We start from the raw sequence: 26093 nt of genomic DNA, 5'->3' as shown, positions 1-26093 counted from the left end.
CCATGACGCGCTATTTTGTGACCGGCACCGACACCGACGCCGGCAAGACGCTGGTCAGCGCCGGGCTGCTGGCCCTGGCCCGTTCACGCGGCTTAACCACGCTCGGACTCAAACCAATTGCCTCCGGCTCGCTGCCAACCCCTGATGGACTGCGCAACGACGATGCGCTGGCCCTGCAGGCGCGCAGCGTGCCGCCCGTCGCCTATGACCTGGTCAACCCCTTCGCCTTCGAACCGGCTATCGCGCCGCACCTGGCCGCCCGTCAGGCCGGCGCCGAACTCGACCTTGCCGGCCTGTGTGCCCATCTCAGCCCCTGCTCCGTGAGCAGCGCGACCTGATCCTCGTGGAAGGCGCGGGCGGCTGGCGCGTTCCGCTCAATGAGCGGGAAGAGCTGGCCGGGCTCGCCTTGGCGCTCGAATTGCCAGTGATCCTGGTCGTCGGCCTCAAGCTGGGCTGCCTCAATCACGCACGGTTGACCGCCGAAGCAATACGCGCCGACGGCGCTCGGCTGGCAGGCTGGGCTGGCAGCGTCGTCGATGCGGCCTTTGCCCGGGACGCTGCGCTGTTTGCCGATAACCTGGCCACCTTGGAGCGCACCCTTGGCGCCCCTTGCCTCGGCGTGGTGCCACGCCTGAACCGGGTGAAGGCCGCCAGGCGCCCAGAGGCCGCCATCGCCTACCTCGAGCTGCCGCATGGCAATTGACTTGCGAGCACGTGTCCGTACAATGTGGACGCCTGCACAACCCTGCGGATGTGGTGGAATTGGTAGACACGCCAGATTTAGGTTCTGGTGCCTTCGGGCGTGGGAGTTCAAGTCTCCCCATCCGCACCATTCATGTTATTCCTTCTCTGTACCCTGCGGCGGCCGTTCTCCTCGCCCCGCTTCATTACCGCCCGTTTCATTGATACTCGTTCGTCATGCTCCTGCCGCGCCCCTGGTTGACGGCCACGTGTCGCGCGCCTCGTTCGCCCATCCGCTCGTTCCGGCTCTTTCGGAGGCTCGATGATATCTCCCGTCTGGCACCCCTATGCCCACCTGTCGACCCAGCCCCGCCCGCCCAAGGTCGTCGGTGGCCAGGGCCCGCGCTTCATGCTGGAGGGCGGCGAAATGCTGCTCGATGCCACCTGCTCCTGGTGGTGCATGATCCATGGCTATGGCCACCCCCGGCTGGTGGCCGCGCTGAAGGAGCAGGCCGACATCCTTTGCCATGTGATGCTTGGCGGCCTGACCCATGAGCCCGCCGACCGGCTCGCGAGAGAGCTAGTGCGAATCACGCCCACGGGGCTTAACCATGTGTTCTTCTCCGATAGCGGGTCGGTGGGCATGGAAGTGGCGATGAAGATGGCCGTGCAGTATCACCACCTGCGTGGCAAGCCTGAAAAGCACCGCATGTTGTCGCTGATGAAGGCTTACCATGGCGACACCAGCGGCTGCATGGCGGTCTGCGATCCCGAAGAAGGCATGCATTCACTGTTTGCAGGGTACCTCCCGCAGCACCACTTCGCCCCGGCGCCCACCGCACCGTTCAGCGCTTCCCCGACGAAGTCGAGGCGGACCTAGCCCGCCTGCGCACGGTGCTGGAACGTCATCACCACGAAACCGCCGCCCTGCTGATGGAGCCACTGCTGCAGGCGGCCGGCGGCCTCAATATGACCTCACCGCACTATCTGCGCGGCGCCCGCACCCTGTGCGACGAGTTCGACGTGCTGCTGGTATTCGACGAGGTCGCCACCGGGTTCGGGCGCACCGGCAAGCGGTTCGCGGCTGACCACGCGCAGGTGACGCCGGACATCATGGTGCTCTCCAAGGGACTCACCGGTGGCTACCTGGGCCATGCCGCCACGTTGGCCACCGACCGAGTGCATAACGCCTTCATCGGTGACTCGCCGCAGCATGCCTTCATGCACGGGCCCACCTTCATGGGTAACCCGCTGGCCTGCCGTGTGGCGCTGGAAAGCCTGGCCGTCTTCGAGGATGAGGACTATCTGGGCAAAATCGCCCGGCTCAATGCGCTGCTGGACCAGGAGCTGGAGCAGGACCGCGCCCTGCGCTCGCACCCCGCGGTAGAGGACGTGCGCGTGTTGGGGGCCACGGCGGTGATCGAGGTAAAGGACGCCGCCGCACTCGCTGGGGTGGCCGACCATGCCAGGACCCATGGGGTCTGGCTTCGCCCGTTCGGCCGATGGCTGTATACCATGCCCGCCTATATCACCTCCGAGGCGGAAATGCGTCAGATCACTGACGTGATGAAGAGCTGGTTTCGCTGACAGCAAGACGCCGCTCTCAACGAGAGAGCGGCGCCGCGGTTTGATAACTGTCTGCCAGGGGTATTAGGCCATCGCAGGCTGAGCGTAGGAGATCGGCGACGCTTCGCGTTCGGTTTCGAAGGTCACGACCTCGTAGGCGTCCGGCTGGGCCAGCAAGGCGCGGCACAGCTGGTTGTTCAGCGCATGCCCCGACTTCACACCGCGGAACTCGCCGATCAGGCTATGGCCCAGCAGGTAGAGATCGCCAATCGCATCGAGCACCTTGTGCTTGACGAACTCGTCCTCGTAACGCAGCCCGCCTTCGTTGACGATGCGATAGTCATCGACCACGATGGCATTGTCCAGACTGCCACCCAGCGCCAGATTGTTGGCGCGAAGGTACTCGAGGTCGCGCATGAAGCCGAAGGTACGGGCCCGTGACACTTCCTTGACGAAGGAAGTTGTGGAGAAATCGACCACGGCGGTCTGCTTCTGGTCTTCGAACACCGGGTGATCGAACTCGATGGCAAACGAAACCTTGAAGCCGCGATGCGGCAGGAAGCGCGCTTCCTTGCCGTTCTCCTGCACCACCACCTCACGCTTGATGCGGATGAACTTCTTGGCCGCTTCCTGCTCGGCAATACCGGCCGACTGGATCAGGAAGACGAAAGGGCCCGCGCTACCGTCCATGATCGGCACTTCAGGAGCGCTGAGATCCACATAGACGTTGTCGATACCGAGACCCGCCAGCGCCGACATCAGGTGTTCGACCGTCGCCACCTTGACGCCATCCTTGGAAAGGGCGGTGCACAGGGTGGTATCGGTGACCAGCGAGGCGTTGGCGGGAATCAGCACCTCCGGCTCGAGGTCGGTACGCACGAACACGATGCCGGTATTTACCGGCGCCGGGCGCAGGGTCAGATAGACCTTCTTGCCCGAGTGGAGACCCACGCCGGTGGCGCGGATGGTATTTTGCAGGGTTCGTTGTCTGATCATGGGCAGTAGCCAGGCAGTTATTAGTTATCAAACACCGTTCACTATAACACCGAACGCACGTTTCAACAAAAAGAACCTTCCTGGCCATGCCTAATCATCCGATAGCAATCTTCAATCAGCCTGTCGGCGCAGGAAAGCCGGAATGTCCAGGTAGTCGTCAAGCTCGTGCGGTGCACGACGCTTCTCGGGCTGGGGCTTCACCGCCTCCTGGGGCTCGGCCTTGGCCACCGCGCTCTGCTGGCGCAGCGACGGCTGCGCACGCTGACGGTACTCTCCCGCCTCGGGGCGCTTGGCCGGCTCGCGCCCTGCCGCCTTCTGCTGGCGACCCTCCAGCCCCGCCGCCACCACGGTGACACGCAGCTCGTCCGACATTTCCATATCGATGGAAGTACCGACCACGATAGTGGCGTCCTGGGAGGCGAACTCCTGGACGGTGGCACCCACATCGTTGAATTCGCCGATGGAGAGGTCCGGGCCAGCGGTGATGTTGACCAGGATACCGCGCGCGCCGTGCAGGTCGATGTCCTCCAGCAGCGGGCTGCGGATGGCCTTCTCGGCGGCTTCGCGAGCGCGATTCTCGCCGGTGGCGCCGCCGGTGCCCATCATCGCCATGCCCATCTCGGACATCACGGTACGCACATCGGCAAAGTCCACGTTGATGATGCCGGGGCTGGTAATCAGTTCGGCGATCCCCTGCACGGCGCCCAGCAGCACGTCGTTGGCCGCGCTGAACGCGGTCAGCAGGCTGGCATTCTTGCCCAGCACCGACAGCAGCTTTTCGTTGGGAATGGTGATCAGCGAGTCGACGTGCTCGGAGAGCTCCTTCATGCCCTCTTCGGCAACGCGCATGCGCTTGGGGCCCTCGAAGGGGAACGGCCGGGTGACGACAGCCACGGTGAGTATGCCGAGCTCCTTCGCCACCTGCGCTACGACAGGCGCACCGCCGGTACCGGTACCGCCGCCCATGCCCGCCGTGATGAAGACCATGTCGGCACCACTGAGCAGCTCGGCGATGCGGTCTCGATCTTCCATGGCGGCCTGGCGCCCGACCTCGGGGTTGGCACCTGCACCCAGCCCCTTGGTGATCTCGTTGCCGAGCTGGAGCACAGTCTTGGCCGAGACCCGCTTCAGCGCCTGGGCATCCGTGTTGGCACAGATGAATTCGACACCTTCGATGTTGCTCTCGACCATGTGGTTGACGGCATTGCCGCCACCACCACCCACGCCGACGACCTTGATGACCGCACTGCTCGAGGGTGCGCTATCTACCAGTTCGAACATAAGCCCCGTCTCCTGGACCGCGGTGCGGTCCCTGTCAGAAATTTCCTTTCAACCAGCCCTTGAGTTTTGCCAGCGCTGGAATCCCTTCCCATCCACCACGCTGGGAGACGTCATCACGCCTGGGTTGCGCTGTTATCACTCGGCCCTCTCGGCCGCGCCCGTGCCGGGCCTCCTGGAGGGCGTAATGTAGCAAACCTACCCCGGTAGAATAAATCGGATTGCGAACGACATCGGACAGGCCGCTGACCCTGTGCGGGCAGGCGATTCTCACCGGCATATGGAAAATTTCTTCCGCCAGCTCGACGACCCCCTCCATGCGCGAGGTGCCTCCGGTCAGCACCACGCCCGCGGCTACCAGATCCTCATAGCCGCTGCGCCTCAGTTCATCACGAATCAGAGTGAAGAGCTCCTCGTAGCGAGGCTCCACCACTTCCGCCAGCGCCTGGCGCGATAGGTCGCGCGACGGGCGGTCGCCCACGCTCGGCACCTTGATCATCTCGTCGCTGGAAGCTAGCTGGGTCAAGGCGCAGGCATACTTGACCTTGATCTCTTCGGCGTACTGGGTCGGCGTACGCAGGGCCATGGCGATATCGTTGGTCACCTGGTCGCCCGCGATGGGAATCACGGCCGTGTGCCGGATGGCGCCTTCGGTGAAAACGGCGATATCGGTGGTCCCGCCACCGATATCCACCATGCAGACGCCAAGCTCGCGCTCGTCCTCGGTCAGTACCGCCATGCTGGAGGCCAACTGCTCGAGAATGATGGCATCGACCTCCAGGCCGCAGCGGCGTACGCACTTGTCGATGTTCTGCACCGCATTGAGCGCGGCCGTGACCAGATGAACGCGGGCCTCGAGGCGAACTCCGGACATGCCGAGCGGCTCGCGAATGCCTCCCTGGGTGTCGATGGCGAACTCTTGCGGCAGCACATGCAGTACCCGCTGCCCTTCCGAAATGGCCCTGGCCCTTGCGGAGTCGATCACGCGGTCGATATCGGAGGGGGTGACTTCGCGCTCCTTGATGGCGACCACCCCATCGGAATTCATCGAGCTGATATGACTGCCGGCAACCCCGACATACACGGAATGGATATCGCAGCCGGCCATCAGCTCGGCTTCTTCCACCGCGCGCTGGATGGACTGCACGGTAGATTCGATATTGATGACAACGCCTTTTTCATCCCCCGCGAGGGATGCGAACCGATACCCGCAATTTCGATACCGCCGTCATCGGTTGGCTGCCCAACAATCGCCACCACCTTGGACGTTCCGATATCCAGCCCGACTACCATGTTTGAGGAATTGGAAGTGACTGCCATGTGTCGGAAAATCTCCTGAAACTTGGTCCGCTGGGCATCCATTTATTCTGATGAAAGTCATTGCGCCCATTATAGGAACAACCGGCCTTAGACCACCAGCCCAATACAGAAAACAAAGGTCACGATACGGCTTATTTCAGATAAATGAAACCACGCAGGCTTAACTCACTCACACTACCGGAACGAACTTCAACGCACCGTTCAACCCGCGTCCTGATCCTCTTCCTCTTCGATTTCCGTCTCGCCGTGCCAGGCTACCGCCACGCCGTTGGGGTAGCGCAGGTCGATGTAGCGTATATGCATGGCCTGGGCCCCCAACTGCCGCTGCCAGGCGGCCCCCAGCCTGGCCAGGCGGGCATCCCGGTCGCTGCGTCCCAGCATCACCCAGACTCCGTCGTCCAGCTGGATGCGCCAGGCGCCCCGTGGCTCCAGGCGCAGCTGAGAGATACGCACGCCCAGCGCATCGAAGCGCGGCGTAAGCCTGGCATAATAGGCCAGCACTTCGGCTCCGCTGCCGTCCGGCCCGGCCAGGTCCGGCAGGCCTTCCGGCGGCGTTACCGGGGCAAAGGCAAAGGGCTCGCCCTCGGGATTGAGCAGGAAGTCGTCGTTCCAGCGTGCCATTGGCACCTGCTCGATCAGCTCGAACTCCAGGCCGTAGGGCCACTCACGAGCGATGCTGACCTCGGCCAGCCAGTCGATCTCACGCGCCATGCGACGCAGTTCCGGCAGGTTGGCCGACAGCCAGGTCTCGCCCTGCACCAGCGGTGCAATTTGGGAACGCAGGTAGTCGGCGCTGACATGGCTGAGCTCACCGCGGATCGAGACCCGCTCGATAGGCCGGTCCAGCCATAGCCAGAGTGCGCGACCGCCTGCTCCCAGCACCAGCAGCAACAGCAGCAGACCCATCATCGAGCCGCGGTTGCTCATGCCGGTCTCGGCTCCAGCGTAGTTGCCAATATCTGTTTCACCAAATCGACGAAGTCGATCCCGATATGGGCGGCGGCCTGCGGCACCAGGCTGTGATCGGTCATCCCAGGCGAAGTGTTGACCTCGATCAGCCAGAACTTGCCCTCGGCGTCGCGCAGCACGTCGACCCGCCCCCAACCCTCACCACCGACGGCCTGAAACGCCTGCTGACACAGCTCGCCGAGCTCCGCTTCGTCCGCAGGCGCAAGCCCGCAGGGCAGGTGGTACAAAGTATCGTTGGACACGTACTTGGCGTCGTAGTCGTAGAAGCCGCCCGGCACCTCGACGCGGATGGCCGGCAACACCCGCTCACCCAACAGCGACACCGTGTATTCGTCCCCAGCGACATAGCGCTCGGCCATCACCCGTGCATCGAAGCGAGCGGCCTCGCGGTAAGCGGCCTCGAGCTCCTCGGCGCTCCGGACGATGCTGATCCCAAGGGTCGAGCCTTCATGGACCGGCTTGACCACCAGCGGCAGGCCAAGTTCAGCAACCACCTGATGCCAGTCGCTATCGAGCCCCAGCATGAGCGAAGGCGGCGTGGGCAGTCCCAGGGCCCGCCACACCAGCTTGGTGCGCTGCTTGTCCATTCCTAGTGCCGATGCCAGCACGCCGCTGCCGGTATAAGGGATACCGAGCAGCTCCAGGGCTCCCTGCAGGGTGCCATCCTCGCCCCCGCGCCCATGCAGGGCGATGAAGACGCGATCAGGGCACAGCGCCTCGAGCCCGACCAGCCCCTTCGGCAGGGTCGTAGCCAATCGCATCGATACCGGCCCCCTGCAGTGCAGCCAGCACGGCAGCACCACTCTTGAGCGAGACCTCGCGCTCGGCCGAATTGCCGCCGTAGAGCACGACGACGCGCCCGAACCGCTGCTCCTGACTCATGACGCCAGCTCCCGCAGGTCGAGGCGGCTTTCGGCCAGGCGCAGGGCGATGCCCCCACGTCGCCCGCTCCCTGAGCGATGAGAATATCGTCGGCTCGCAGCACCTTCGAAAGCAGGGCCGGCAGCTCTGCCTTGTCCTGCACGAAGATCGGGTCGATGCCGCCGCGCTGGCGGATCGAACCGGCCAGGGCGCGGCCATCGGCGCCGGGGATCGGCGTCTCGCCGGCACTGTAGACATCCAGCAGCAGCAGCACGTCGACCTCGCCCAGCACTCGCACGAAATCCTCGTACAGGTCGCGCGTACGGGTATAGCGATGGGGCTGGTAGATCATTACCAGGCGGCGCTGGGGCCAGCCGGCGCGCACGGCCCTGATGACCATGTCCACCTCACGCGGGTGGTGCCCATAATCGTCGACCAGCATCACTTCGCCCACACCGCCGGGGGCGGAAAGTGGCCATGCACCTGGAAACGACGCCCCACCCCGGCAAAGGCCGCCAGGCCACGCACGATGGCGGCGTCGTCCACGCCGGCATCGGTCGCCACTACGATAGCGGCCAGGGCGTTGAGCGCATTGTGCCGTCCGGGCATGGCAAGGCGTACCTGGAGCGGCGCCAGGCCGTCCGGACGCAGCGCGGTGAAGCGCACTTCGCCGGCCTCCTGCACGAAGTCGGTCACCCGGTAGTCGGCATCTTCGCTGAACCCATAGGTGACAAAATGCCGGTGAACCTGGCTGAGCAGCCCGCGCACATGCTCATCATCGACGCACAGGATTGCCATGCCGTAGAACGGCAGGTTGTGCAGAAACTCGATGAAGGTGCGCCGGAGGCGATCGAAATCACCACCGTAGGTGCTCATGTGGTCGGCGTCGATGTTGGTGACGATCGACACCATCGGCTGCAGGTGCAGGAAAGAAGCGTCGGACTCGTCCGCCTCGGCAACCAGGTAGTCGCCCTCGCCCAGCCGCGCATTGGCGCCGGCGCTGGTCAGCTTACCGCCGATAACGAAGGTCGGGTCGAGTCCGCCTTCGGCCAGCAGGGTCGCGGTCAGGCTGGTGGTGGTCGTCTTGCCGTGGGTACCGGCCACGGCGATGCCGTGGCGAAAACGCATCAGTTCCGCCAGCATCTCCGCCCGTCTCACCACCGGCACACGATGCTCCTGGGCCCAGCGAATTTCAGGATTTGTCTCGTCCACCGCCGACGAGACCACTACCACGTCGGCGTCCCGGGCATGCTCGGCGGCATGGCCGATGGCCACCTGGATGCCGTGTTCGCGCAGCCGGGCCGTTACCGTGGACTCCTTCAGGTCACTGCCGCTGACCCGGTAGCCCTGGTTGGCCAGGACTTCGGCTATGCCGCACATACCGGCACCGCCGACGCCGACGAAATGGATGCTCCGTATGCGGCGCATCCCCAAGCCCCGCCCGTGGCGAGACGGCGTTGCCTGACCGGGAACCGGTCCTAGAGTGCTATCGCTCAATCGCTATCTCCATACAGCCGGCCACCATCTGCTCGACGGCGTCGAGGTGCGCGCATGCTCTCGCACGTAGCGCCATGGCAGCGAGAATATCGGGATGCAGCAGCGCCTGCAGACGTTCGGCAAGCGCCGCTGCGGTCATGGTATCCTGCGGCATCAGCTCGGCCGCGCCGGCCTCCACCAATGCCGCTGCATTAGCCGTCTGGTGGTCGTCAACGGCATGGGGGAAAGGCACGAACAGCGCCGGCTTGGCCGCAGCAGCCAGTTCGGCAACGGTCAAGGCACCAGCCCGGCAGACCACCAGGTCGGCCCAGTCGTAGGCGGTTGCCATATCGTCGATGAAGTCACTCACCTCTGCGCTGACCCCGTTGGCGAGGTAACCGTCGCGAGTGGCGCTATCCTTGTCGCGTCCGGCCTGGTGCCGCACTTCGGGGCGCACGTCCTCGGGCAGCCTGGCTAGCGCCTCGGGCAGGCGTTCGTTGAGCGCCAGGGCACCGAGCGAGCCACCTATAACCAACAGCCGCAGCGGACGGTCGTGCATCGCCTGGGCGTCTCGCGGCGCTTCGCCCAGCGCGGCGATCTCCCCACGCACCGGATTGCCGACCACCACGCCGCGCCCGGGAAAGGCCTGGGCGAAGGCGGCATAGACGCGCCGCGCGAGCCGCGATAGGGCCCGATTGGTCATGCCGGCCACGGCATTCTGTTCATGGATCACCAGCGGACGTCGTAACAGCCAGGCCGCCAACCCGCCCGGGCCGCTGGCAAACCCCCCAGTCCCACCACCAGCACCGGGTCGAGGCGGCGGATGATCCTTGCCGCCTGCCATACGGCGCGGGTCAGGTGAAAGGGCGCCGACAGCCAGCCGGCAACACCCTTACCGCGAAGGCCGGCCACCGAAATGCGATGCAACGGAAGGCCCGCCTGGGGCACCAGCCGGTTCTCGATCCCGCGTGGGCTGCCGAGCCAGTGTACCTCGACCCCTTCGGCTGCCAGTCCGCGCGCCAGCGACAACGCCGGCACCACGTGGCCGCCGGTCCCCCCGCCATGATCAACACAGGGCGTGTCTCAGCTCGACTCACTTGTACGCTCCATGTCCGTTGATACGCGGTTCGCGTCGCTCTCCCGCGACCTCGCGTGGCGCCGTGGGACTTGCCCGGCGCAGCGCTTGGCGTGTCTCGATATCGGCCCGCAGCAGCAGCGCCACCATCATGGCACTGATCAACAGGCTGGAACCACCGTAGCTCAGCAGCGGCAGGGTCAGGCCCTTGGTGGGCAGCATTCCGGTGCTGACGGCGATGTTGATGAAGGCCTGCGCCCCGATCACCAGGGCAATGCCGTAGCTGGCGTAGGCCGCGAAGGCAAGTCCGGCAAGCTCGGCGCGCCGCCCCACCGCCATCGCGCGATAGATCAGCAGCGCGAACAACCCGACCACCGCGATGGCGCCGAACAGCCCCAGCTCTTCGGCCAGTACCGCGAAGACGAAGTCGGTGTGGGCCTCAGGCAGATAGAACAGCTTCTGAACGCTATTGCCGAGGCCCATGCCGAACCAGTGGCCGCGACCAAAGGCGATCAGCGCCTGGGTCAGCTGGTAGCCGCTGGCAAACTGATCCGCCCAGGGATCGGAGAAGCTGGTCAGGCGCGCCAGGCGATAGGGTTCGGCGATGGCGACGTAAAAGCCCAGTAGGCCAACTGCCGCCAGGATGATGACGAAGCGGCCCCAGGGTGCACCGGCCATGAGCAGCATGCCCATCACGCAGCCGGTCATCACCACCACCGCACCGTAGTCGGGCTCCAGGATCAGCAGCACGGCGATCACACCCATCACCATCAGCGGCCGCAGGAACGCCCCCAGTAGCGACGCACATCCGGCAGGAAGCGCTCCAGGTAGCCGGCCATGTAGACGATCAGGCACAGCTTTGCCACTTCCGACACCTGCAGGTTGAAAGGGATCCCAGGGATCGAAAGCCAGCGCCGACTGCCGTTGACCTCACGACCGACCAGCAGCACCAGCACCAGCAGCGCCATGCTCACCAGCAGCAGGAGGGGACCGTTTGCCCGCCACCAGGCCAGGGGCGCGCGCAGGGTCAGCACGCCGGCCGTCATGGCCATAATCACGAAGATTGCGTGGCGCTGGCTGAAATACCAGGGGTTGCCGGTCAACCCGGCCGCCACTTCGGTGGACGCCGAGCTCACCATTACCCAGCCGATCAACATCAGTGAGACCGACGCCAGCAGCAGCCAGCCGTCGAACGGCTTGTCGGCCATCGACAGCCGTGCCCTCCATTTCGCCAAGCGTAACAGGCGCAAGCGCTTCATTGGCCTTCTCTCCCTTGATGTGGCGACTCACCCATCGGCAGAAGGCATCGCCGCGTGCCTGGTAGTTGGCGAACTGGTCGAGGCTGGCACAGGCGGGCGAGAGCAGCACGCAGTCGCCAGGCTGGGCGATCTGGCTGGCGCGTGCCAGCGCAGCCTCCAGGTCGGCCACCACCGTGGTGGCTACCTGGCCTTCAAGCGCCTGCGCTAGGCGCTGTGCATCGCAGCCGAACAGTACCGCCTCGCGGCCGTAGCGGGCCAGCGGCGCCGCCAGCGGGCGGAAGTCCGCTCCCTTGCCCACGCCTCCTGCCAGCAGCACCAGCCGGCCGGCAAGCGTCGGCCCAATCCCGGCCAAGGCGGCCAGGGTCGCCCCGACATTGGTGCCTTTCGAATCGTTGATCCAGCGCACGCCGGCGACATCGGCCACCACCTCGCCACGATGGGGCAGGCCTTCGAAGCGGCGCAGCACGCGGCACATGGCCGCCATCGGCAAGCCCAGGCGATGGCCCATGGCCAGAGCCGCCAGGGCATTAGCCTGGTTGTGCCGGCCGGCCAGGCGAACCTCGTCGGCGGGCATCAACCTCTCTTCACCGTGCATCAACCAGTCGCGCCCTGCGTGGTGGGCAATGCCCCAGGCGTCACCTTGCGGAATCGCGGTGGTGAAGTAGTCCAGGTGCGGCAGCGGTGCCGCCGGCCAAGTCTGGGGATCTTCGGCATTCACCACGCCATGGTGGGCGCCACGGAAGATGGCCAGCTTGGCCGCCCGGTACTCGGCCATGCCGCCGTGACGGTCCAGATGGTCTTCCGAGAGGTTGAGGAAGGCGGCGCTATGCGCGCCTAACCAGGGCGTGGTATCGAGCTGGAAGCTGGACAGCTCGAGCACATAGAGCTCGGCATCCAGCTCGCTCGCCAGCAGGTCAAGTGCCGGGGTGCCCAGGTTGCCCCCCACGGCTACACGGCGCCCCGCTTCACGTGCCATCTCGCCGAGCAGGGTGGTCACCGTCGACTTGGCATTCGAACCGGTAATGGCAGCGATCGGCGCCCGGCAGGCACGCACAAACAGCGCGATCTCGCCCACCACCAGCGGTTCATCGTTCGCCGTTCGACGCCTATGGCGCAGTTCGGCCAGTCCCGGCGTACGCAGGTCGATGCCCGGACTGACGACGATTTCCTCCGCCTCGCTCATGTCGAGCGCCTCCAGGAGCCCGCAGTAAAGCGCCACCTGCGGATGCGCGGATTGGAACTCCTCAACCCCGGGCGGCGCGCTGCGTGTGTCCGCCACCATAAAGGGCACGCCAAGGCGCGCTAGATGTCGACAGATCGCACGACCCGACACACCCAGCCCTACCACCAGCGTCACGCCCTTAGGCACCTTGTGCATGCTCGCCTCCTTGTCCCGCACTGCGCCGGCGCCGGGATTCAGCGGATCTTGAGAGTGGCCAGGCCGACCAGCACCAGAATCACGGTAATGATCCAGAAGCGCACGATGACCCGCGGCTCGGGCCAGCCCTTGAGCTCATAGTGATGATGCAGCGGCGCCATGCGGAAGATGCGCCGGCCGGTCAGCTTGTAGGACGCGACCTGTAGGATCACCGAGACCGTTTCCATCACGAAGATGCCGCCCATGATGAACAGCACGATCTCCTGGCGCACAATGACCGCCACCACGCCCAGCGCGGCGCCAGGGCCAGGGCCCCCACATCGCCCATGAAGACCTGAGCCGGATAGGTGTTGAACCACAGGAAACCGAGACCGGCACCGGCAATGGTGGCACAGAACACCGCCAGCTCCCCCGCCCCAGTGATATTGGGTATCTGCAGATAGTTGGCGAAGACCGCGTTGCCGCTGGCATAGGCGAATACCGCCAGCCCCATGGCCACCATGACCGTGGGCATGATCGCCAGGCCGTCCAGCCCATCCGTGAGATTGACGGCATTGGAGCTGCCGACGATCACGAGGTACGTCAGCACGATGTAGAACACTCCGAGGGGGATCACGATGTCCTTGAACAACGGCACGATCAGGCTGGTCTCGACCGCGCTGGTGGCGGTGACATAAAGCACCGCCGCCGTCAGCAGGCCGAACACGGATTGCCAGAAATACTTCCAGCGCGCGGGCAGGCCGCGCGGATTCTTTTCCACCACCTTGCGGTAGTCATCCACCCAGCCGATGGCGCCGAAACCCAGCGTCACCATCAGCACGATCCACACGAAGCGATTGCTCAGGTCCGCCCACAGCAGCGTGCTCGCAGCAATCGCCATCAGGATCATCGCCCCACCCATGGTGGGCGTCCCCGCCTTGGAAAGATGCGACTGCGGGCCGTCGTCGCGAACGGCCTGGCCGATCTGCCGTTCGACCAGGCGGCGAATCATCAGGGGGCCGAACCACAGGCACAGTAGCAGCGCCGTCACGGTTCCCAGAATCATGCGCAGGGTGAGATAGTTGAAGACATTGAAGGCGCTCTGGTACTGCGCCAGGAAATTCGCCAGATAGAGCAGCATGTGTTGCGTTCACCTTGATGCGTCGGCGCGCAGGGCTGCCACGACCTGTTCCATTCCTGCGCTGCGCGACCCCTTGATCAGTACGCAGGCCCCTTCGGGCAAATGGTCCAGGGCGTGGCGCAGCAGCGCCTCGCGGTCATTGAAATGGTACCCACCCACCCCGAAGGCATCGCTGGCCGGCTTCGCCAGCGCCCCGCAGGTACCGAGCACGTCGATCCCCAGTTCCCGTGCGTAGCACCCGACCTCGGCATGCAGCCGGTCGGACGCCTTTCCCAATTCCCCCATGCCGCCAAGCAGGCACCAGCGCGGCCCGGGCAGTTCGGCCAGCAATGATAGGGCTGCCTTGACGGCACCAGGGTTGGCATTATACGTGTCGTTCAGCAGGCGACAGCCGCGCAAGCCCGGTTCCGGGCTCAGGCGCCCAGGCATGGGCGCAGCCGCTGCCAGCCCGGCCAGCACCTGGTCGGACGGCAGCCCAAGCGCCAGCCCGCCCGCGGCGGCAGCCAGGGCGTTGGCGACGCTGTGGCGGCCCAGCAGGCCGAGCCGCACTCGGCCCAGCGGCTGGCCGTCCAGAACAAGCGTGAAAGCATAACGCCCAAGATCATCGCAAGCTAGCTCGGTCGCCTGCACCCGCCCACCCGGCGACAGGCCGAAGTCCAGCACCGCGCGCGGCGCGGCCAGGCGTGACCAGAGCGGAAAATAGGCGTCATCGCGATTCAGCACGGCTACGCCATCCGCAGGCAGCCCGACGAGGATTTCGGCCTTGGCCTGGGCGATGCAGCCCATGCCGCCGAACTCGCCAACGTGGGCACCGGTGACATTAGTGATGACCGCCACCTGCGGCTCGGCCAGCGTGGCCGTCCAGGCGATCTCGCCCAGGTGGTTTGCGCCCAGCTCTACCACCGCCCGCTCATGGCGCGGCTGCAGCGACAGCAGGGTAAGCGGCGCGCCGATGTCGTTGTTGAGATTGCCGCGGGTGGCCAGCGTGGACCCGCTGCGTCCCAGGATAAGTGCCAGCAGTTCCTTGACGCTGGTCTTGCCGCTGTTGCCGGTCACGGCGATCAGCGGCCCGGCCCAGGCGCGCCGACGCTCACGCCCCAGCAGGCCCAGCGCCAGGCGGGTATCGGCCACGACCAATTGGGGCAACGGGTCGTCCACCGGGCGTTCGACCAGCGCGGCGCACGCGCCGGCCTCCCGGGCCTGGGTCAAAAGGCATGAGCATCGAAGCGCTCGCCGCGCAGAGCGATAAACAGCGCCCCGGGCGTCAGCTGTCGGGTATCGGTGGTGATGCCGGTGAGTGCCAGGTCGCGCTCGGGCGGCGCCAGGTTAAGCGCCTCGGCCACCTGACTCAGGGAAGCGAGGCCACAGCTATCCATTGCTGCCTCCCCGGCGACGCTCGAGCGCCTCGTTCGCCCGGCTGACATCGCAGTACGGCTGCCGCGTGCCCCCGATCTCCTGATAGTTCTCGTGCCCCTTGCCGGCAATCAGCACCACGTCCCCCGCGGCGGCTTCGGCCACGACGCGGGCGATGGCCTCGCCACGTTCGCCGATCTCCCAGGCCTCAGCGCGCACCTCGGCGGGCAGCCCTGCCAGGATCTGCTGGCGGATCGCGTCGGGTGGCTCGCTGCGAGGATTGTCATCGGTCACGACGATTCGGTCGGCGTGACGCGCCGCCACGGCCGCCATCAATGGCCGCTTGCCGGCATCGCGATCCCCGCCGCAGCCGAACAGGCACCACAGCCGACCGCCGCCCGGCAGGTGCGCACGTAGCGCCGTCAGGGCATTCTCGAGAGCGTCCGGGGTGTGGGCATAGTCGACGACCACGCCGGGCCCCGCTGAAGCGGGCAACCGCTGCATGCGGCCCGGCACCGGGGTCAGCCGGGCAGCCGCCTCGAACAGTGACGTCAGCGGCGAACCCAGCCCGTACAGTGTCGCGATGGCGATCAGCACGTTGTCGAGATTGAAACGCCCCATCAGCGACAGCGCAAGGGTCATGTCGCCTTCGGGCGTCGCCACGCGGGCGACCTGCCCCGACTCGCGTGGGGTCCACTCCGCTACCCGCAGCGTGGCCGCCGGGTCGTTGCCTACCGCCAGCACGCGCACGCCCGGCGCAACGCCAGCCAGCATCAGGCGCGCCAATGGATCGTCGGCATTGACCACCGCCAGCGAAAGCTCGGGGCGGCGGAACAGGCGCGCCTTGGCGGCGGCATAGGCAGCCATGCTGCCGTGGTAGTCCAAGTGGTCGCGGCTCAGGTTGGTAAACACGCCAGCGGTGATCCGGCACCCATCGAGACGCCCCTGATCGAGCGCATGGGACGAGACCTCCATGGCGATACGGCTCATGCCGTCACGCGCCATGGTGCCCAAGGCGGCCTGCAACGCCAGCGGTCCCGGTGTGGTCAGCGCGCCCGCGGTCAGCGCGCCGGGTCGGCCATGCCCCAGTGTGCCGAGCACGCCGCTGTCTCGGCCCAGCGCCAGGCTCAGCTCGGCCAGGTAGTGGGTCACCGAGCTCTTGCCATTGGTACCGGTCACGCCGATCACTTCCAGCGTTTCCGGCACCTCGAACAGGTACTGCCCCAGCTCCCCGAGCCGCTGGCGCAGGAAGGGCAGCCCGATCACCTGCGGGTGCCGCGCCATGCCCTCCGCGACATCGCTGGCCTCGAGGTGGTAGAGCACCCAGCGGGCGCCGGCGGCCAGCGCCTGGTCGAGAAATCGTCGTCCATCCACGGCGACTCCGGGCACGGCGACGAAGACATCACCCGGCGCCACGCGCCGGCTGTCCAGCTCGAGTCGCAACGGCGTCTCGGCGGCAAGGCCGGGCATCTCCAGCCCGGGCCAACAGCGCCGCAGCGCGGCTTGAAGACGGGAGGCACTTACCTGCATCAAGAGGTCTCCGCATGGAATGGCACGGGCATCATCGGGCACGCTGGTCTGGAGGGACATCCAGCAGGCGCAGCGCACTGCCGGTCACCCGCGAGAACACCGGTGCCGCCACGGCACCGCCGAAGTAATCACCGCCTCGCGGATGGTCGATCATCACGATGGTCACGATGCGCGGGTCCGACACCGGGGCAACGCCGGCAAACAGGCTGCGGTAGGCATTCTGCTCATAGCCAGTGGCCGAGGTCTTGCGCACGGTGCCGGTCTTGCCGGCCACGCGATAACCCGGCACCGCCGCCCGCCGTCCGCCCGTACCCGGCTGCACCGATTCTTCCATGATCCGCAGCAGATCGTAGGCCACCGACGGTTCGATGGCCGGCAGGCCCGGTGGCGTGTCAGGCAGTTTCAGCAGCGAAGGCTGCATGCGCACGCCCTCATTGGCCAGAGCGGTATAGGCGCTGGCCAGCTGCAGGGCCGAAACGGAGAGACCATAGCCGTAGGAGAGTGCCGCCCACTGGCTGCGCGACCAGCGCACCGGCGCCGGCATGTGGCCGACCGCTTCGCCCGGGAAACCGGTCTCGGTACTCTGGCCGAAGCCCAGCCGACGGTAAAGGTCGGGCACCAGCGGGTCGTCGAGCGCCAGCACCAGCCGTGACATGCCGATGTTGGACGATTTCTCGAGGATCCCGGCCAGGTCCAGGCGGCCGTAGTTGCGAATATCGCGGATGGTGAAGCGGTCGATACGCATCCAGCCCGGCGATGTGTCCACCACCACGTCGCGGCTGAACTGGCCGCTCTCCATGATCGCGGCCATGGCCAGCGGCTTCATGACTGAGCCGGGCTCGAAGACGTCCACGATGGCCTGGTTACGCAGCCCGCGGGGATCCAAGCCCGCGCGGTTGTTGGGATTGTAAGAAGGCTGGTTGGCCATGGCCAACACTTCGCCGGTGCGCGCATCCATCATGACTACGACCCCGCCATCGGCCTGATGCTCGGCCACCGCGGCCTTCAACTCGCGATAGGCCATGTACTGCAGGCGCTGGTCGATGGAGAGGACCAGATCGCCTCCCGGCTGCGCCTCACGCAGCAGCGCGAGGTCGCGCACCAGGCGCCCCCGGCGATCCTTGATCACCCGACGCTGGCCCGGCGTGCCGGCCAGGTAGGGCTGATAGGCAAGCTCGACCCCTCCTGACCCATGTCGTCGACGTTGGTCACCCCCAGCAGCTGCGCGGCCACTTCACCGGCCGGGTAGTAGCGCTTGTACTCGTGCTGGGCATAGACGCCCGTCATGCGCAGGTCAAGCACGCGCTGGGCCGCCTCCGGAGTGAGCTGGCGGCGCAAGAACATGAACTCGCGGTGGGCAAAACGCTCGAGCCTGGCATCGAGGTCGTTGAGATCCATGCCCAGCGCCTGGGCCAACATCAAGCGCTGGATACGATCCTCCGGTAACTCCTGAGGGTTGGCCCAGAGCGTGACCACGGGCGTCGAGATCGCCAGCGGCTCGCCGTGGCGGTCGGTAATCATGCCGCGGTGGGCGGTCAGTGACTCGGTGCGCAGGATCCGGGCATCGCCCTGCCCTTGCAGGAAGGTACGGTCGACCACATGCAGCGTCACGATACGCCCGGCCAGCATCAACAGGCCGATGATGACCAGCCCCAGCACCAGGGCATAGCGCGCTCCGCCCATGGGCTTAATCGGCAGGCGCCGCCGCGAGGGGCTACTGCGAACGTCGGCGCTCATGGCCGTATGACCTCGACTTCATTGACATCGGGCAGGCGCATCTCAAGCCGCTCGGTGGCCAGACGCTCGATGCGTGCGGGAGATGACCAGGCGCTCTCTTCCAGCAGCAGCTGCCCCCATTCGGTCTGCAGCTGGTCGCGCTCGCGCTCCAGCTGCTGCAGCCGGGCATATTGCTCGCGGGTGAGATGACTGGTGTTGATCACGGCCATGGCGCTGGCCAGGCACGCCAGGACCAGCGTGACCACCAGCAGCAGGCGAAAGCTCAGCAGGCGCCCAAACGGCCAGTTGGCGAGTTCCGTGCGGGTAGGCAGTCGTCCTTGCAGCATGGCGGGCCTCAGCGCAGCTTGCGCGCGGCGCGCATCACGGCGCTGCGTGCCCGGGGATTACCCGCCACTTCCTCTGCGGAAGGACGCTGCGCCTTGCCCAGCGCCTCCAGCCGCCTGGCCAGTTGGTCATCACGCAGCGGCACGCCCTTGGGTACATCGACGTCGCCTCGCACGTGCTCCCGGATGAAGCGCTTGACCCGCCGGTCTTCCAGCGAATGGAAGCTGATCACGACCAGGTGCCCGCCGGGTGCCAGGGCTTCAAGCGCGGCCTGCAGCGCGGCGTCAAGCTGGTCGAGCTCACCGTTGATGTGAATACGCAGCGCCTGGAAGGCACGGGTGGCCGGGTGCTTGCCTTTTTCCCAGGCCGGATGGGCAGTCTTGAGCACTTCCGCCAGATCGGCCGTGCGCGTGAACGGGCGCTCGGTGCGCCGGCTCACCACGGCCTTGGCCAGGCGCCTGGCGAAGCGCTCCTCGCCGTAGACCTTGAACACCCGGGCGATGTCCGCCTCGCTTGCCCGCGCCAGCCGCTCGGCCACGCTCTCGCCACGGGTGGGATCCATGCGCATGTCCAGCGGCCCGTCGCGCAGGAAGCTGAAGCCCTGCTCCGGGTCGTCCAGCTGCGGCGACGAGACGCCGACATCGAGCAGCACCCCGTCCAGGCGACCATAAAGGTCATGGCGGCGTGCCAGCTCGCCTAGGCGGGCGAACTCGCCCTGCTCGATGGCAAAGCGGGGGTCGTCGATGGCGCGGGCGGCGGCAATGGCCTGGGGATCGCGATCGATGGCCAGCAGGCGCCCTTCCGGCGCCAGGCGCTCAAGAATCGCACGGGAGTGGCCTCCGCGACCAAAGGTGCCATCCAGGTAGGCACCGCGCGGATCGTTGACGAGCGCCTCGACGGCGCCATCCAACAGGACGCTGGCATGACGGAAGCCGCGGTGGGCCGGTTCAGATGCGGTCGACGACATGCGCTTCCCTGAGGTATCGGTAACGAAATTTATGCCCCGGCCTGATGACCGATATCGGGAGGTATGGAAAACAAGGGAGTCGGCCGATAAGCCGGGTTCTGTCGAGGACAGTCATTCATCTAGGAGCCGCGTCACCACGGCCCTCAAGCAACCTACCCGAACCCAGCGCGGGCCACGCCATCGGGTTCCTATTTGGTCTTGCTCCGGGTGGGGTTTACCATGCCACGCGCTGTTGCCAGCCGTGCGGTGCGCTCTTACCGCACCCTTTCACCCTTGCCGGCCTCCCGCAGGAGACGTAGGCGGTCTGCTCTCTGCTGCACTTTCCGTCGGCTCGCGCCGCCCAGGCGTTACCTGGCACCCTGCCCTATGGAGCCCGGACTTTCCTCCCTCGCCAGCCACCACGAGGATGGCAGGCAACGGCGACTGTCTGGCCGACTCCGAGCGCAAGAATACCAGTGCACCCATGGCCTCTCAATGCCTTTCCACCCTGATTCAGCGCGACGGCTTCAGCGCCTGAGCCCGCTCGTACCAGGACTTCTTGCCGCCGCCCAGCAGGCGAGCCGCGACGGCCGCGGTCTGCTTGACACCCACCCCTCGGCAAGCAGCGCCTCGAGCAACGCTTCGGCCTCCACGCTGCCTGGCACGTCGACGCCGTTCGACTCGGCGCCGCTCACCATCACCACAAACTCGCCACGCGCCTGGTCCGGGTCGTCTTCCATGCGCGCCAGCAGCGCCAAGGCCGTGCCTTCGAGAAAGGTCTCGAAGGTCTTGGTCAGTTCGCGCGCCAGCACCAGGCGCCGCTCGCCAAGCACCACCTGGAGATCCTCGAGCGTAGCGCGAATGCGATGGGGGATTCGTAGAATACCAGCGTCTCCGCGTGGCGCTTGAGCGCCTCGAGTCGCTGCCTGCGCGACGAGGGCTTGGCTGGTAGAAAGCCGTGGAACAGGAAGCGGTCGGTTGGCAGCCCTGCAGCGCTCAGGGCCGCCACCAGCGCGCAAGGACCAGGCACCGGAACAACACGCCTCCCGCGGGCCCGCAGCTCACGCACCAGCACGAAACCCGGGTCGCTGATCAGCGGCGTACCGGCATCGCTGACCAGCGCGATGTCATCGCCATCGACGAGACGCACATCTAGCTGCTCTACCCTGGCTGCTTCGTTGTGGTCATGCAGCGACAACATGGGTGTCGCCAAGCCCAGGTGGCGCAGCAGCTGGCGGGTGTGGCGCGTATCCTCGGCCGCGATCAACGCCACCTCGCCCAGTACGCGCGCCGCACGCGCCCCCAGATCCTCCAGATTCCCAATCGGCGTGGCGACCACGTACAATGTACCCATACTGATGCGAGACATATCGGCTCCTCGGGAGTCTGTCGGGCTGGCTACGATCATAACGAGACAACCGGGATTGAGCGCGCTTCGCGCACACCTAGAAGCTCACCGGACAAGGAAGAATTCATGCTGAAAACGTCCCGCGGCCTGCTGGCCCTTGTACTCCTGGCGCTCCTGGTGGCCGGCTGCGCCCCGCCTGGCATCGTGGAACGGATTCCCGATGACGACCCCGGCCACCTGCTGGAGCAGGCCCGTGAGCAGGGCCCGGAGCAGGCGGCGATCAGCCGTCTCGAAGCGGCCGACATCCTAGCACAGCAGGGCCAGACGACGCAGGCGTACGAAGTTGCCGTGGCGATCGATGACGCCCGACTGCCGGGCGAGCACCGCCTACACTGGGCCATGCTGCTGTCCGAGCTTGGCGAGCAGGTCGACGAACCCTGGGCCGTCATCCAGGCCACCGAACTGCTCGACGAGATTCAACTGCCGCGCGACGCCCGCGTGATCCTCAGCGAGCGGCGCGGCCTGGCCCTCGCGCGTCTCGACGAGCATCAAGCGGCCGCCGCCCTGCTGCTGTGGGTGCAATCCCAGACCGACCGCGACACCCTCAACAACCCGATCTGGTCTTCGATCTCCCGCCTTGAGGGCAACGAACTGTCCGTCCTCGCCGACGATGCCGACGCCATCACGCTAGGCTGGATCGACCTGGCTCAGCTGATGCGCGACAGCAGCGGCGACATCGAACGTCTGTTCGTCCGCCTGGAGGAGTGGCGCGAGCGCAATGCCCGCCACCCCGCCGCCAGGCGCGTGCCGGAGGAGCTGTTGGCCCTGCGCGAACTGCGCGGCCAGACGGTGAACCATATTGCCGTCTTCCTGCCCCAGTCCGGGCCGCTAGCGAGCGTGGCCGAGGCGATTCGCGACGGCATCCGAGCACATCATGGCAGCGCGGCGGAAAGTAACGGCAACGTCCGGCTTTCCTTCATCGACGCCAGCTACGGCGATCTCGAGGCGCTCTATGCAGAAGCCCGTAACCTGGGCGCGCAGGTCGTGATCGGCCCGCTGGACAAGGACCAGGTCACCGAGCTTGAAAACCGCGACAGCGTGCCGCTGCCTACCCTGGCGCTGAACTACGGCCATGGCGACACCAACCGCGCCCAGGGCCTGTTCCAGTTCGGGCTTTCCGCCGAAGACGAGGCGCGCCAGGTGGCGCGCCGTGCACGCGAGGATGGCCACCACCGCAGCGCCATGCTGGTACCCGATAACGAATGGGGCGCACGCGTCGGCCGCGCCTTCGAGCAGGAGTGGCGTCTGCGCGACGGCATCATCACTGCGCTGGTGACCTACGACCCCCGCGGCTCAGCCACCGAAAGCACCCGCCGCGCGCTGTCCGGCGGACGCCCCGACATGCTGTTCCTGCTAGCGCTGCCCAGCTACGCGCGCCAGGTGCCACCCAACCTGGACTTCGCCGGCGCCGCCGATCTGCCGATCTATGCCACCTCCCATCTGTTCGAGGGCGCCCCCAGCCGCTGCTGGATCACGATCTCGACGACGTCTATTTCCTCGACATCCCCTGGCAGATCCCCGACGCAGCGGTCGGAGGCGTGGAAGCCCTGCCCTACCTGGCCAGCTATCGCACCTTGCGCCAGGATAGCGACGCCTCGATCTTCCGCTTGATGGCCATGGGTGTGGATGCCTATGAGCTGGCGCGCCGCCTGCCGCAGCTGCAGCTCCTGCCGGAAAGCCAGGTCCACGGCGCAACGGGCCTGCTGGTCCCCGGCCATGATGGGCGCATCCAGCGCCGCCTGCCCTGGGCACGCTTCGAAAGTGGCGTACCCAGGCCTATCCTCTCCTTCGAAGTGCTCGGCAATGGTCAGCTCCGCTGATGCCCGCGCCAGGGGCTCGCAGATCGAGCGCCTGGCCGCCGACTGGCTCGTCGCCCGCGGCCTGGTGCTGCTGGCGGCGAACCAGCAGTGCAAGGGCGGCGAGCTCGATCTGGTCATGCGTGACGGCGAAACGCTGGTCTTCGTCGAGGTGCGCCACCGTGCCGACAGCCGCCATGGCCATCCCCTTGAAACCATCACCGCGACAAAACAGCGTCGGCTAATCCATGCCGCGCGTTTTTATCTCGCGCGCAACCGGCTATCATGTCCCTGCCGTTTTGACGCCTTGGCCGTGACAGGCACCCCACCCGCTCTCGATTTCGACTGGGTGCAGAGCGCCTTCGACGCGTTCTGACCGGTTCACAGTCCCCTGCACCAGGACTCGGTAGAATGGATTTTCAGCAACGTATACTTGGCCACTTCAACGCCAGCATCGATACCAAGACCTACGCCAGCGAGGTACTGCCGCCTTTCATCGAGGTGGCCAGTCAGATGATGGTCCAGTGCCTGGTCAACGAGGGTAAGATACTGGCCTGCGGCAACGGCGGCAGCGCCGGCGACAGCCAGCACTTCTCATCGGAACTGCTCAATCGCTTCGAGCGAGAGCGCCCGAGCTTGCCCGCCCTGGCATTGACCACCGATACCTCGACGCTGACCTCGATCGCCAACGACTACAGCTACAACGAGGTCTTCTCCAAGCAGATCCGCGCCCTGGGTCAGCCCGGCGACGTCCTGCTGGCAATCTCCACCAGCGGCAACTCCGCCAATGTCATCCAGGCGATTCAGGCCGCCCACGACCGCGACATGACCGTGGTGGCATTGACCGGCCGCGACGGAGGCAACATGGCCTCCCTGCTCGGCCAGGATGACTGCGAGATTCGCGTGCCCGCCACCTCGACGGCGCGTATTCAGGAAGTGCATCTGCTAGTCATCCACTGCCTGTGCGACCTCATCGACGAACAACTCTTCGGTAGCAGCGAGTAATCCCCATGACGTTCACGAGACTGTTGAGCCTGCTGATCATCTCTATGGCACTGACCCTCGGCGGCTGCACCACCGTCACCGGTGTCGCCAATCCTGGCACCATCGACGAGAACTACGGCAAGCGCACCCTAGGCGCCCAGGTCGAGGACGAGAGCATCGAAACCAAGATCTCTCACAACCTACGGCGGTCCGACGCGCGCCTGGGCGACGCACGGATCAATGTCGACAGCTACAACGGCATCGTGCTGCTCACCGGCCAGGTACCGAGCGAAGAGCTCAAGCGGCGAGCTACCGAAGTCGCCCTTGAGGTGCGCAACGTGCGCGACGTACATAACGAACTCTCGGTCGCCGCCAACCTGCCGGCCAGCCAGCGCATGTCAGACACCTGGATCAACACGCGTATTCGCACCAGCCTGGCTGCTGACCAGAGCATCGACACTACCCGCCTGCGCTTCGTGACCGAGAACGCCAGTGTCTATGTCATGGGCATCGTGACACGCTCGGAAGCGGACCGCATCGTCAACGCGATTGCTAACATCGGCGGCGTGCAGCGCATCGTCAAGGTCTTCGACTACCTGGATTGACCGCACTGCGCCTTGACCTGTGGCCAGCCAGGCATGACTTGAGCAAGAACACAAAGGGCCGGGGAATCTCCCCGGCCCTTTGTGTTTGGCATCGCGATAAACTTTCCTGCGTCCATCAGGCGCGCCGTGTCGCGCAGACGGTTACTTGATCACACGCAACGAAGGCTTGCCCTTGCGAGGCGTATCGGCGCCACGCTCATCACCTTGCGGTCGCGCAACGTCGCGCTCGACGCCGGTCAATTCCGCGCGCTCGGCACCATCGGTTTCGTCCTGCCCCGGACCAGGCAACACCGGCTCATGGCCGAAGACCATGCCCATGCCGTTCTCACGTGCATAGATGGCCACCAGCGCCTCACTCGGCACCTCGACCCGCATCGGCTGGCCGCTGAAACGGGCGTGGAAGCGGACGGCATCGTTGCCGATGAAAAGATCGCGCACCGCCGTTGGGCCCACGTTGAGCACGATCTGGCCGTTCTGCACAAACTGCCGCGGCACGATGACGCCAGGCTGTTCAGCATCCACCACGATATACGGGGTGAGGTCGTTGTCCAGCAGCCACTGGTAGAGGCCTCTGGCAAGATAGGGACGGCTCGACAGCATTTGGCTCTGCCCTCCTCGTTGACGTTGGCGATGCCAGGCCGCGGCCCGGCACCACGCTCAGGTACGCATTTCGCGCTCGTTCTCACTCAGCGAGGAGAGGAACGCATCGCGCTCGAAGAGGCGCTCCATGTAGGTCACCAGCGGCTTGACCTGCTTCTCGGGTAGCTCGATGCCCAGCACCGGCAAGCGCCACAGAATGGGGGCAATGCAGCAGTCGACCAGCGAGAACTCTTCGCTCATGAAAAAGGGCACGTCCTCGAAGATCGGAGAGATGCCCACCAGGCTCTCGCGCAGCTCCTTGCGCGCCCGGTCCGCCTCCTTCTTGCCGCCTTGCTCGATCTGCTCGACCATCGGGCACCACTCGCGCTCTATGCGATGCATCCAAAGCCGGCTCTGGGCCCGGGCGACAGGATAGACCGGCAGCAGCGGCGGGTGAGGAAAACGCTCGTCGAGGTATTCCATCATCACCTTGGATTCGTAGAGCACCAGATCCCGATCCAGCAGCGTCGGCACGCTGTTGTACGGATTGAGGTCGGCGAGCTCTTCGGGTCGCTGGTCACCGCTGACCTCGACGATATCTACCGCCACGCCCTTCTCAGCGAGCACGATGCGCACACGATGACTGAAGTGATCATCACTCCCTGAATAGAAGATCATCGATGATCGCTTGGCCACTACACCCATGAAACTATCCTCGCTTCAATTCGAACCCGCATGATAGCACGCCGTCATCGTCGGGTGGACGCCTGCCCTGCAGGCAATGCGGGTTCCTGGCAGAAGGAAAGGGGCGTATGGCTATCGCCATACGCCCCTCAGGTCACGACAGACCGA

General features: G+C 65.8%; 13 protein-coding genes, 1 tRNA gene, 1 other RNA gene and 12 pseudogenes. 8 read left to right on the top strand and 19 right to left on the bottom strand.

Features of this window, described 5'->3' with window-relative positions:
* The first annotated feature begins 2 nt into the window (after positions 1-2).
* The 3 genes and pseudogenes from bioD (at position 3) to bioA (ending at position 2268) form a co-directional block, all read left to right on the top strand.
* A pseudogene (bioD, locus tag ACUDAL_RS04790) lies at positions 3-703 on the top strand (dethiobiotin synthase).
* Between the two features lie 44 nt (positions 704-747).
* Positions 748-832, top strand: a tRNA-Leu gene (locus ACUDAL_RS04785).
* Positions 833-1003: 171 nt separating this feature from the next.
* Positions 1004-2268, top strand: a pseudogene (gene bioA, locus ACUDAL_RS04780) (adenosylmethionine--8-amino-7-oxononanoate transaminase).
* A gap of 63 nt (positions 2269-2331) precedes the next feature.
* Here the strand turns inward: bioA and lpxC are convergent.
* The 17 genes and pseudogenes from lpxC to rsmI form a co-directional block, all read right to left on the bottom strand.
* Complete coding sequence (lpxC, locus tag ACUDAL_RS04775; protein WP_444677304.1) at positions 2332-3243, bottom strand: UDP-3-O-acyl-N-acetylglucosamine deacetylase; 912 nt, start codon at positions 3241-3243, stop codon at positions 2332-2334.
* Positions 3244-3354: 111 nt separating this feature from the next.
* Positions 3355-4524: a cell division protein FtsZ gene (ftsZ, locus tag ACUDAL_RS04770; protein WP_444677303.1), complete on the bottom strand. Its 1170-nt coding sequence runs from the start codon at positions 4522-4524 to the stop codon at positions 3355-3357.
* Positions 4525-4558: 34 nt separating this feature from the next.
* Positions 4559-5841, bottom strand: a pseudogene (ftsA, locus tag ACUDAL_RS04765) (cell division protein FtsA).
* A gap of 201 nt (positions 5842-6042) precedes the next feature.
* Positions 6043-6768: a cell division protein FtsQ/DivIB gene (locus ACUDAL_RS04760; protein WP_444677302.1), complete on the bottom strand. Its 726-nt coding sequence runs from the start codon at positions 6766-6768 to the stop codon at positions 6043-6045.
* Positions 6765-7692, bottom strand: a pseudogene (locus ACUDAL_RS04755) (D-alanine--D-alanine ligase). Before ACUDAL_RS04755 ends, ACUDAL_RS04760 begins: the two are co-directional and overlap by 4 nt.
* Positions 7689-9099 (bottom strand): annotated as a pseudogene (murC, locus tag ACUDAL_RS04750) (UDP-N-acetylmuramate--L-alanine ligase). The pseudogenes ACUDAL_RS04755 and murC overlap by 4 nt, the downstream one beginning before the upstream one ends.
* A gap of 58 nt (positions 9100-9157) precedes the next feature.
* Positions 9158-10211 (bottom strand): annotated as a pseudogene (gene murG, locus ACUDAL_RS04745) (undecaprenyldiphospho-muramoylpentapeptide beta-N-acetylglucosaminyltransferase).
* A 29-nt stretch (positions 10212-10240) separates the two neighbouring features.
* Positions 10241-11466, bottom strand: a pseudogene (gene ftsW / locus ACUDAL_RS04740) (putative lipid II flippase FtsW).
* A 37-nt stretch (positions 11467-11503) separates the two neighbouring features.
* Positions 11504-12859, bottom strand: a pseudogene (gene murD, locus ACUDAL_RS04735) (UDP-N-acetylmuramoyl-L-alanine--D-glutamate ligase); the annotation flags it as partial.
* Between the two features lie 38 nt (positions 12860-12897).
* A pseudogene (gene mraY / locus ACUDAL_RS04730) lies at positions 12898-13979 on the bottom strand (phospho-N-acetylmuramoyl-pentapeptide-transferase).
* A 9-nt stretch (positions 13980-13988) separates the two neighbouring features.
* A pseudogene (locus ACUDAL_RS04725) lies at positions 13989-15355 on the bottom strand (UDP-N-acetylmuramoyl-tripeptide--D-alanyl-D-alanine ligase).
* Positions 15348-16862 carry a UDP-N-acetylmuramoyl-L-alanyl-D-glutamate--2,6-diaminopimelate ligase gene (locus ACUDAL_RS04720; protein WP_444677301.1) on the bottom strand — a complete coding sequence of 505 codons (1515 nt, stop codon included), beginning with the start codon at positions 16860-16862 and terminating at the stop codon, positions 15348-15350. The pseudogene ACUDAL_RS04725 and the gene ACUDAL_RS04720 overlap by 8 nt, the downstream one beginning before the upstream one ends.
* 31 nt (positions 16863-16893) lie before the next feature.
* Positions 16894-18545: pseudogene (locus ACUDAL_RS04715) on the bottom strand (peptidoglycan D,D-transpeptidase FtsI family protein).
* 50 nt (positions 18546-18595) lie between these two features.
* Positions 18596-18925, bottom strand: a complete 330-nt coding sequence (gene ftsL, locus ACUDAL_RS04710; RefSeq protein WP_444677300.1) for a cell division protein FtsL — start codon at positions 18923-18925, stop codon at positions 18596-18598.
* Between the two features lie 8 nt (positions 18926-18933).
* Complete coding sequence (gene rsmH, locus ACUDAL_RS04705; RefSeq protein ID WP_444677299.1) at positions 18934-19890, bottom strand: 16S rRNA (cytosine(1402)-N(4))-methyltransferase RsmH; 957 nt, start codon at positions 19888-19890, stop codon at positions 18934-18936.
* A 71-nt stretch (positions 19891-19961) separates the two neighbouring features.
* Positions 19962-20329: RNase P RNA component class A (gene rnpB / locus ACUDAL_RS04700), an RNA gene on the bottom strand.
* Between the two features lie 53 nt (positions 20330-20382).
* Positions 20383-21238: pseudogene (gene rsmI / locus ACUDAL_RS04695) on the bottom strand (16S rRNA (cytidine(1402)-2'-O)-methyltransferase).
* A 105-nt stretch (positions 21239-21343) separates the two neighbouring features.
* On the opposite strand from rsmI, the gene ACUDAL_RS04690 reads away from it, so the two are divergent.
* The 5 genes from ACUDAL_RS04690 to ACUDAL_RS04670 are packed head-to-tail and all read left to right on the top strand — an operon-like array spanning position 21344 to position 24662.
* The gene (locus ACUDAL_RS04690; RefSeq protein ID WP_444677298.1) at positions 21344-22888 is read left to right on the top strand and encodes a penicillin-binding protein activator; all 1545 of its coding nucleotides are present in this window, start codon (positions 21344-21346) and stop codon (positions 22886-22888) included.
* Positions 22780-23097 carry a penicillin-binding protein activator gene (locus ACUDAL_RS04685; protein ID WP_444679309.1) on the top strand — a complete coding sequence of 106 codons (318 nt, stop codon included), beginning with the start codon at positions 22780-22782 and terminating at the stop codon, positions 23095-23097. Before ACUDAL_RS04690 ends, ACUDAL_RS04685 begins: the two co-directional genes overlap by 109 nt.
* Complete coding sequence (locus tag ACUDAL_RS04680) at positions 23081-23449, top strand: YraN family protein (RefSeq protein WP_444677297.1); 369 nt, start codon at positions 23081-23083, stop codon at positions 23447-23449. The genes ACUDAL_RS04685 and ACUDAL_RS04680 overlap by 17 nt, the downstream gene beginning before the upstream one ends.
* Before the next feature lie 35 nt (positions 23450-23484).
* A complete protein-coding gene (locus ACUDAL_RS04675; RefSeq protein ID WP_444677296.1) occupies positions 23485-24078 on the top strand; it encodes a phosphoheptose isomerase in 594 nt (197 codons plus the stop codon).
* A 5-nt stretch (positions 24079-24083) separates the two neighbouring features.
* Positions 24084-24662 (top strand): BON domain-containing protein, encoded by a 579-nt coding sequence (locus tag ACUDAL_RS04670; RefSeq protein ID WP_444677295.1) that lies wholly within the window; start codon positions 24084-24086, stop codon positions 24660-24662.
* Positions 24663-24803: 141 nt separating this feature from the next.
* Here ACUDAL_RS04670 and ACUDAL_RS04665 read toward each other — a convergent pair whose 3' ends face one another.
* Together ACUDAL_RS04665 and sspA are read right to left on the bottom strand one after the other, a co-directional pair.
* Positions 24804-25262, bottom strand: coding sequence for a ClpXP protease specificity-enhancing factor (locus tag ACUDAL_RS04665; RefSeq protein WP_444677294.1), 459 nt, complete (start codon positions 25260-25262; stop codon positions 24804-24806).
* Between the two features lie 57 nt (positions 25263-25319).
* Positions 25320-25946, bottom strand: a complete 627-nt coding sequence (gene sspA, locus ACUDAL_RS04660; protein WP_444677293.1) for a stringent starvation protein SspA — start codon at positions 25944-25946, stop codon at positions 25320-25322.
* Between the last annotated feature and the right edge of the window lie 147 nt (positions 25947-26093).

The sequence above is a fragment of the Halomonas sp. E19 genome (assembly GCF_052439355.1).
In the GTDB taxonomy this organism is placed as follows: Bacteria; Pseudomonadota; Gammaproteobacteria; order Pseudomonadales; family Halomonadaceae; genus Halomonas.
This window is presented reverse-complemented; position numbering and strand designations above follow the sequence as displayed.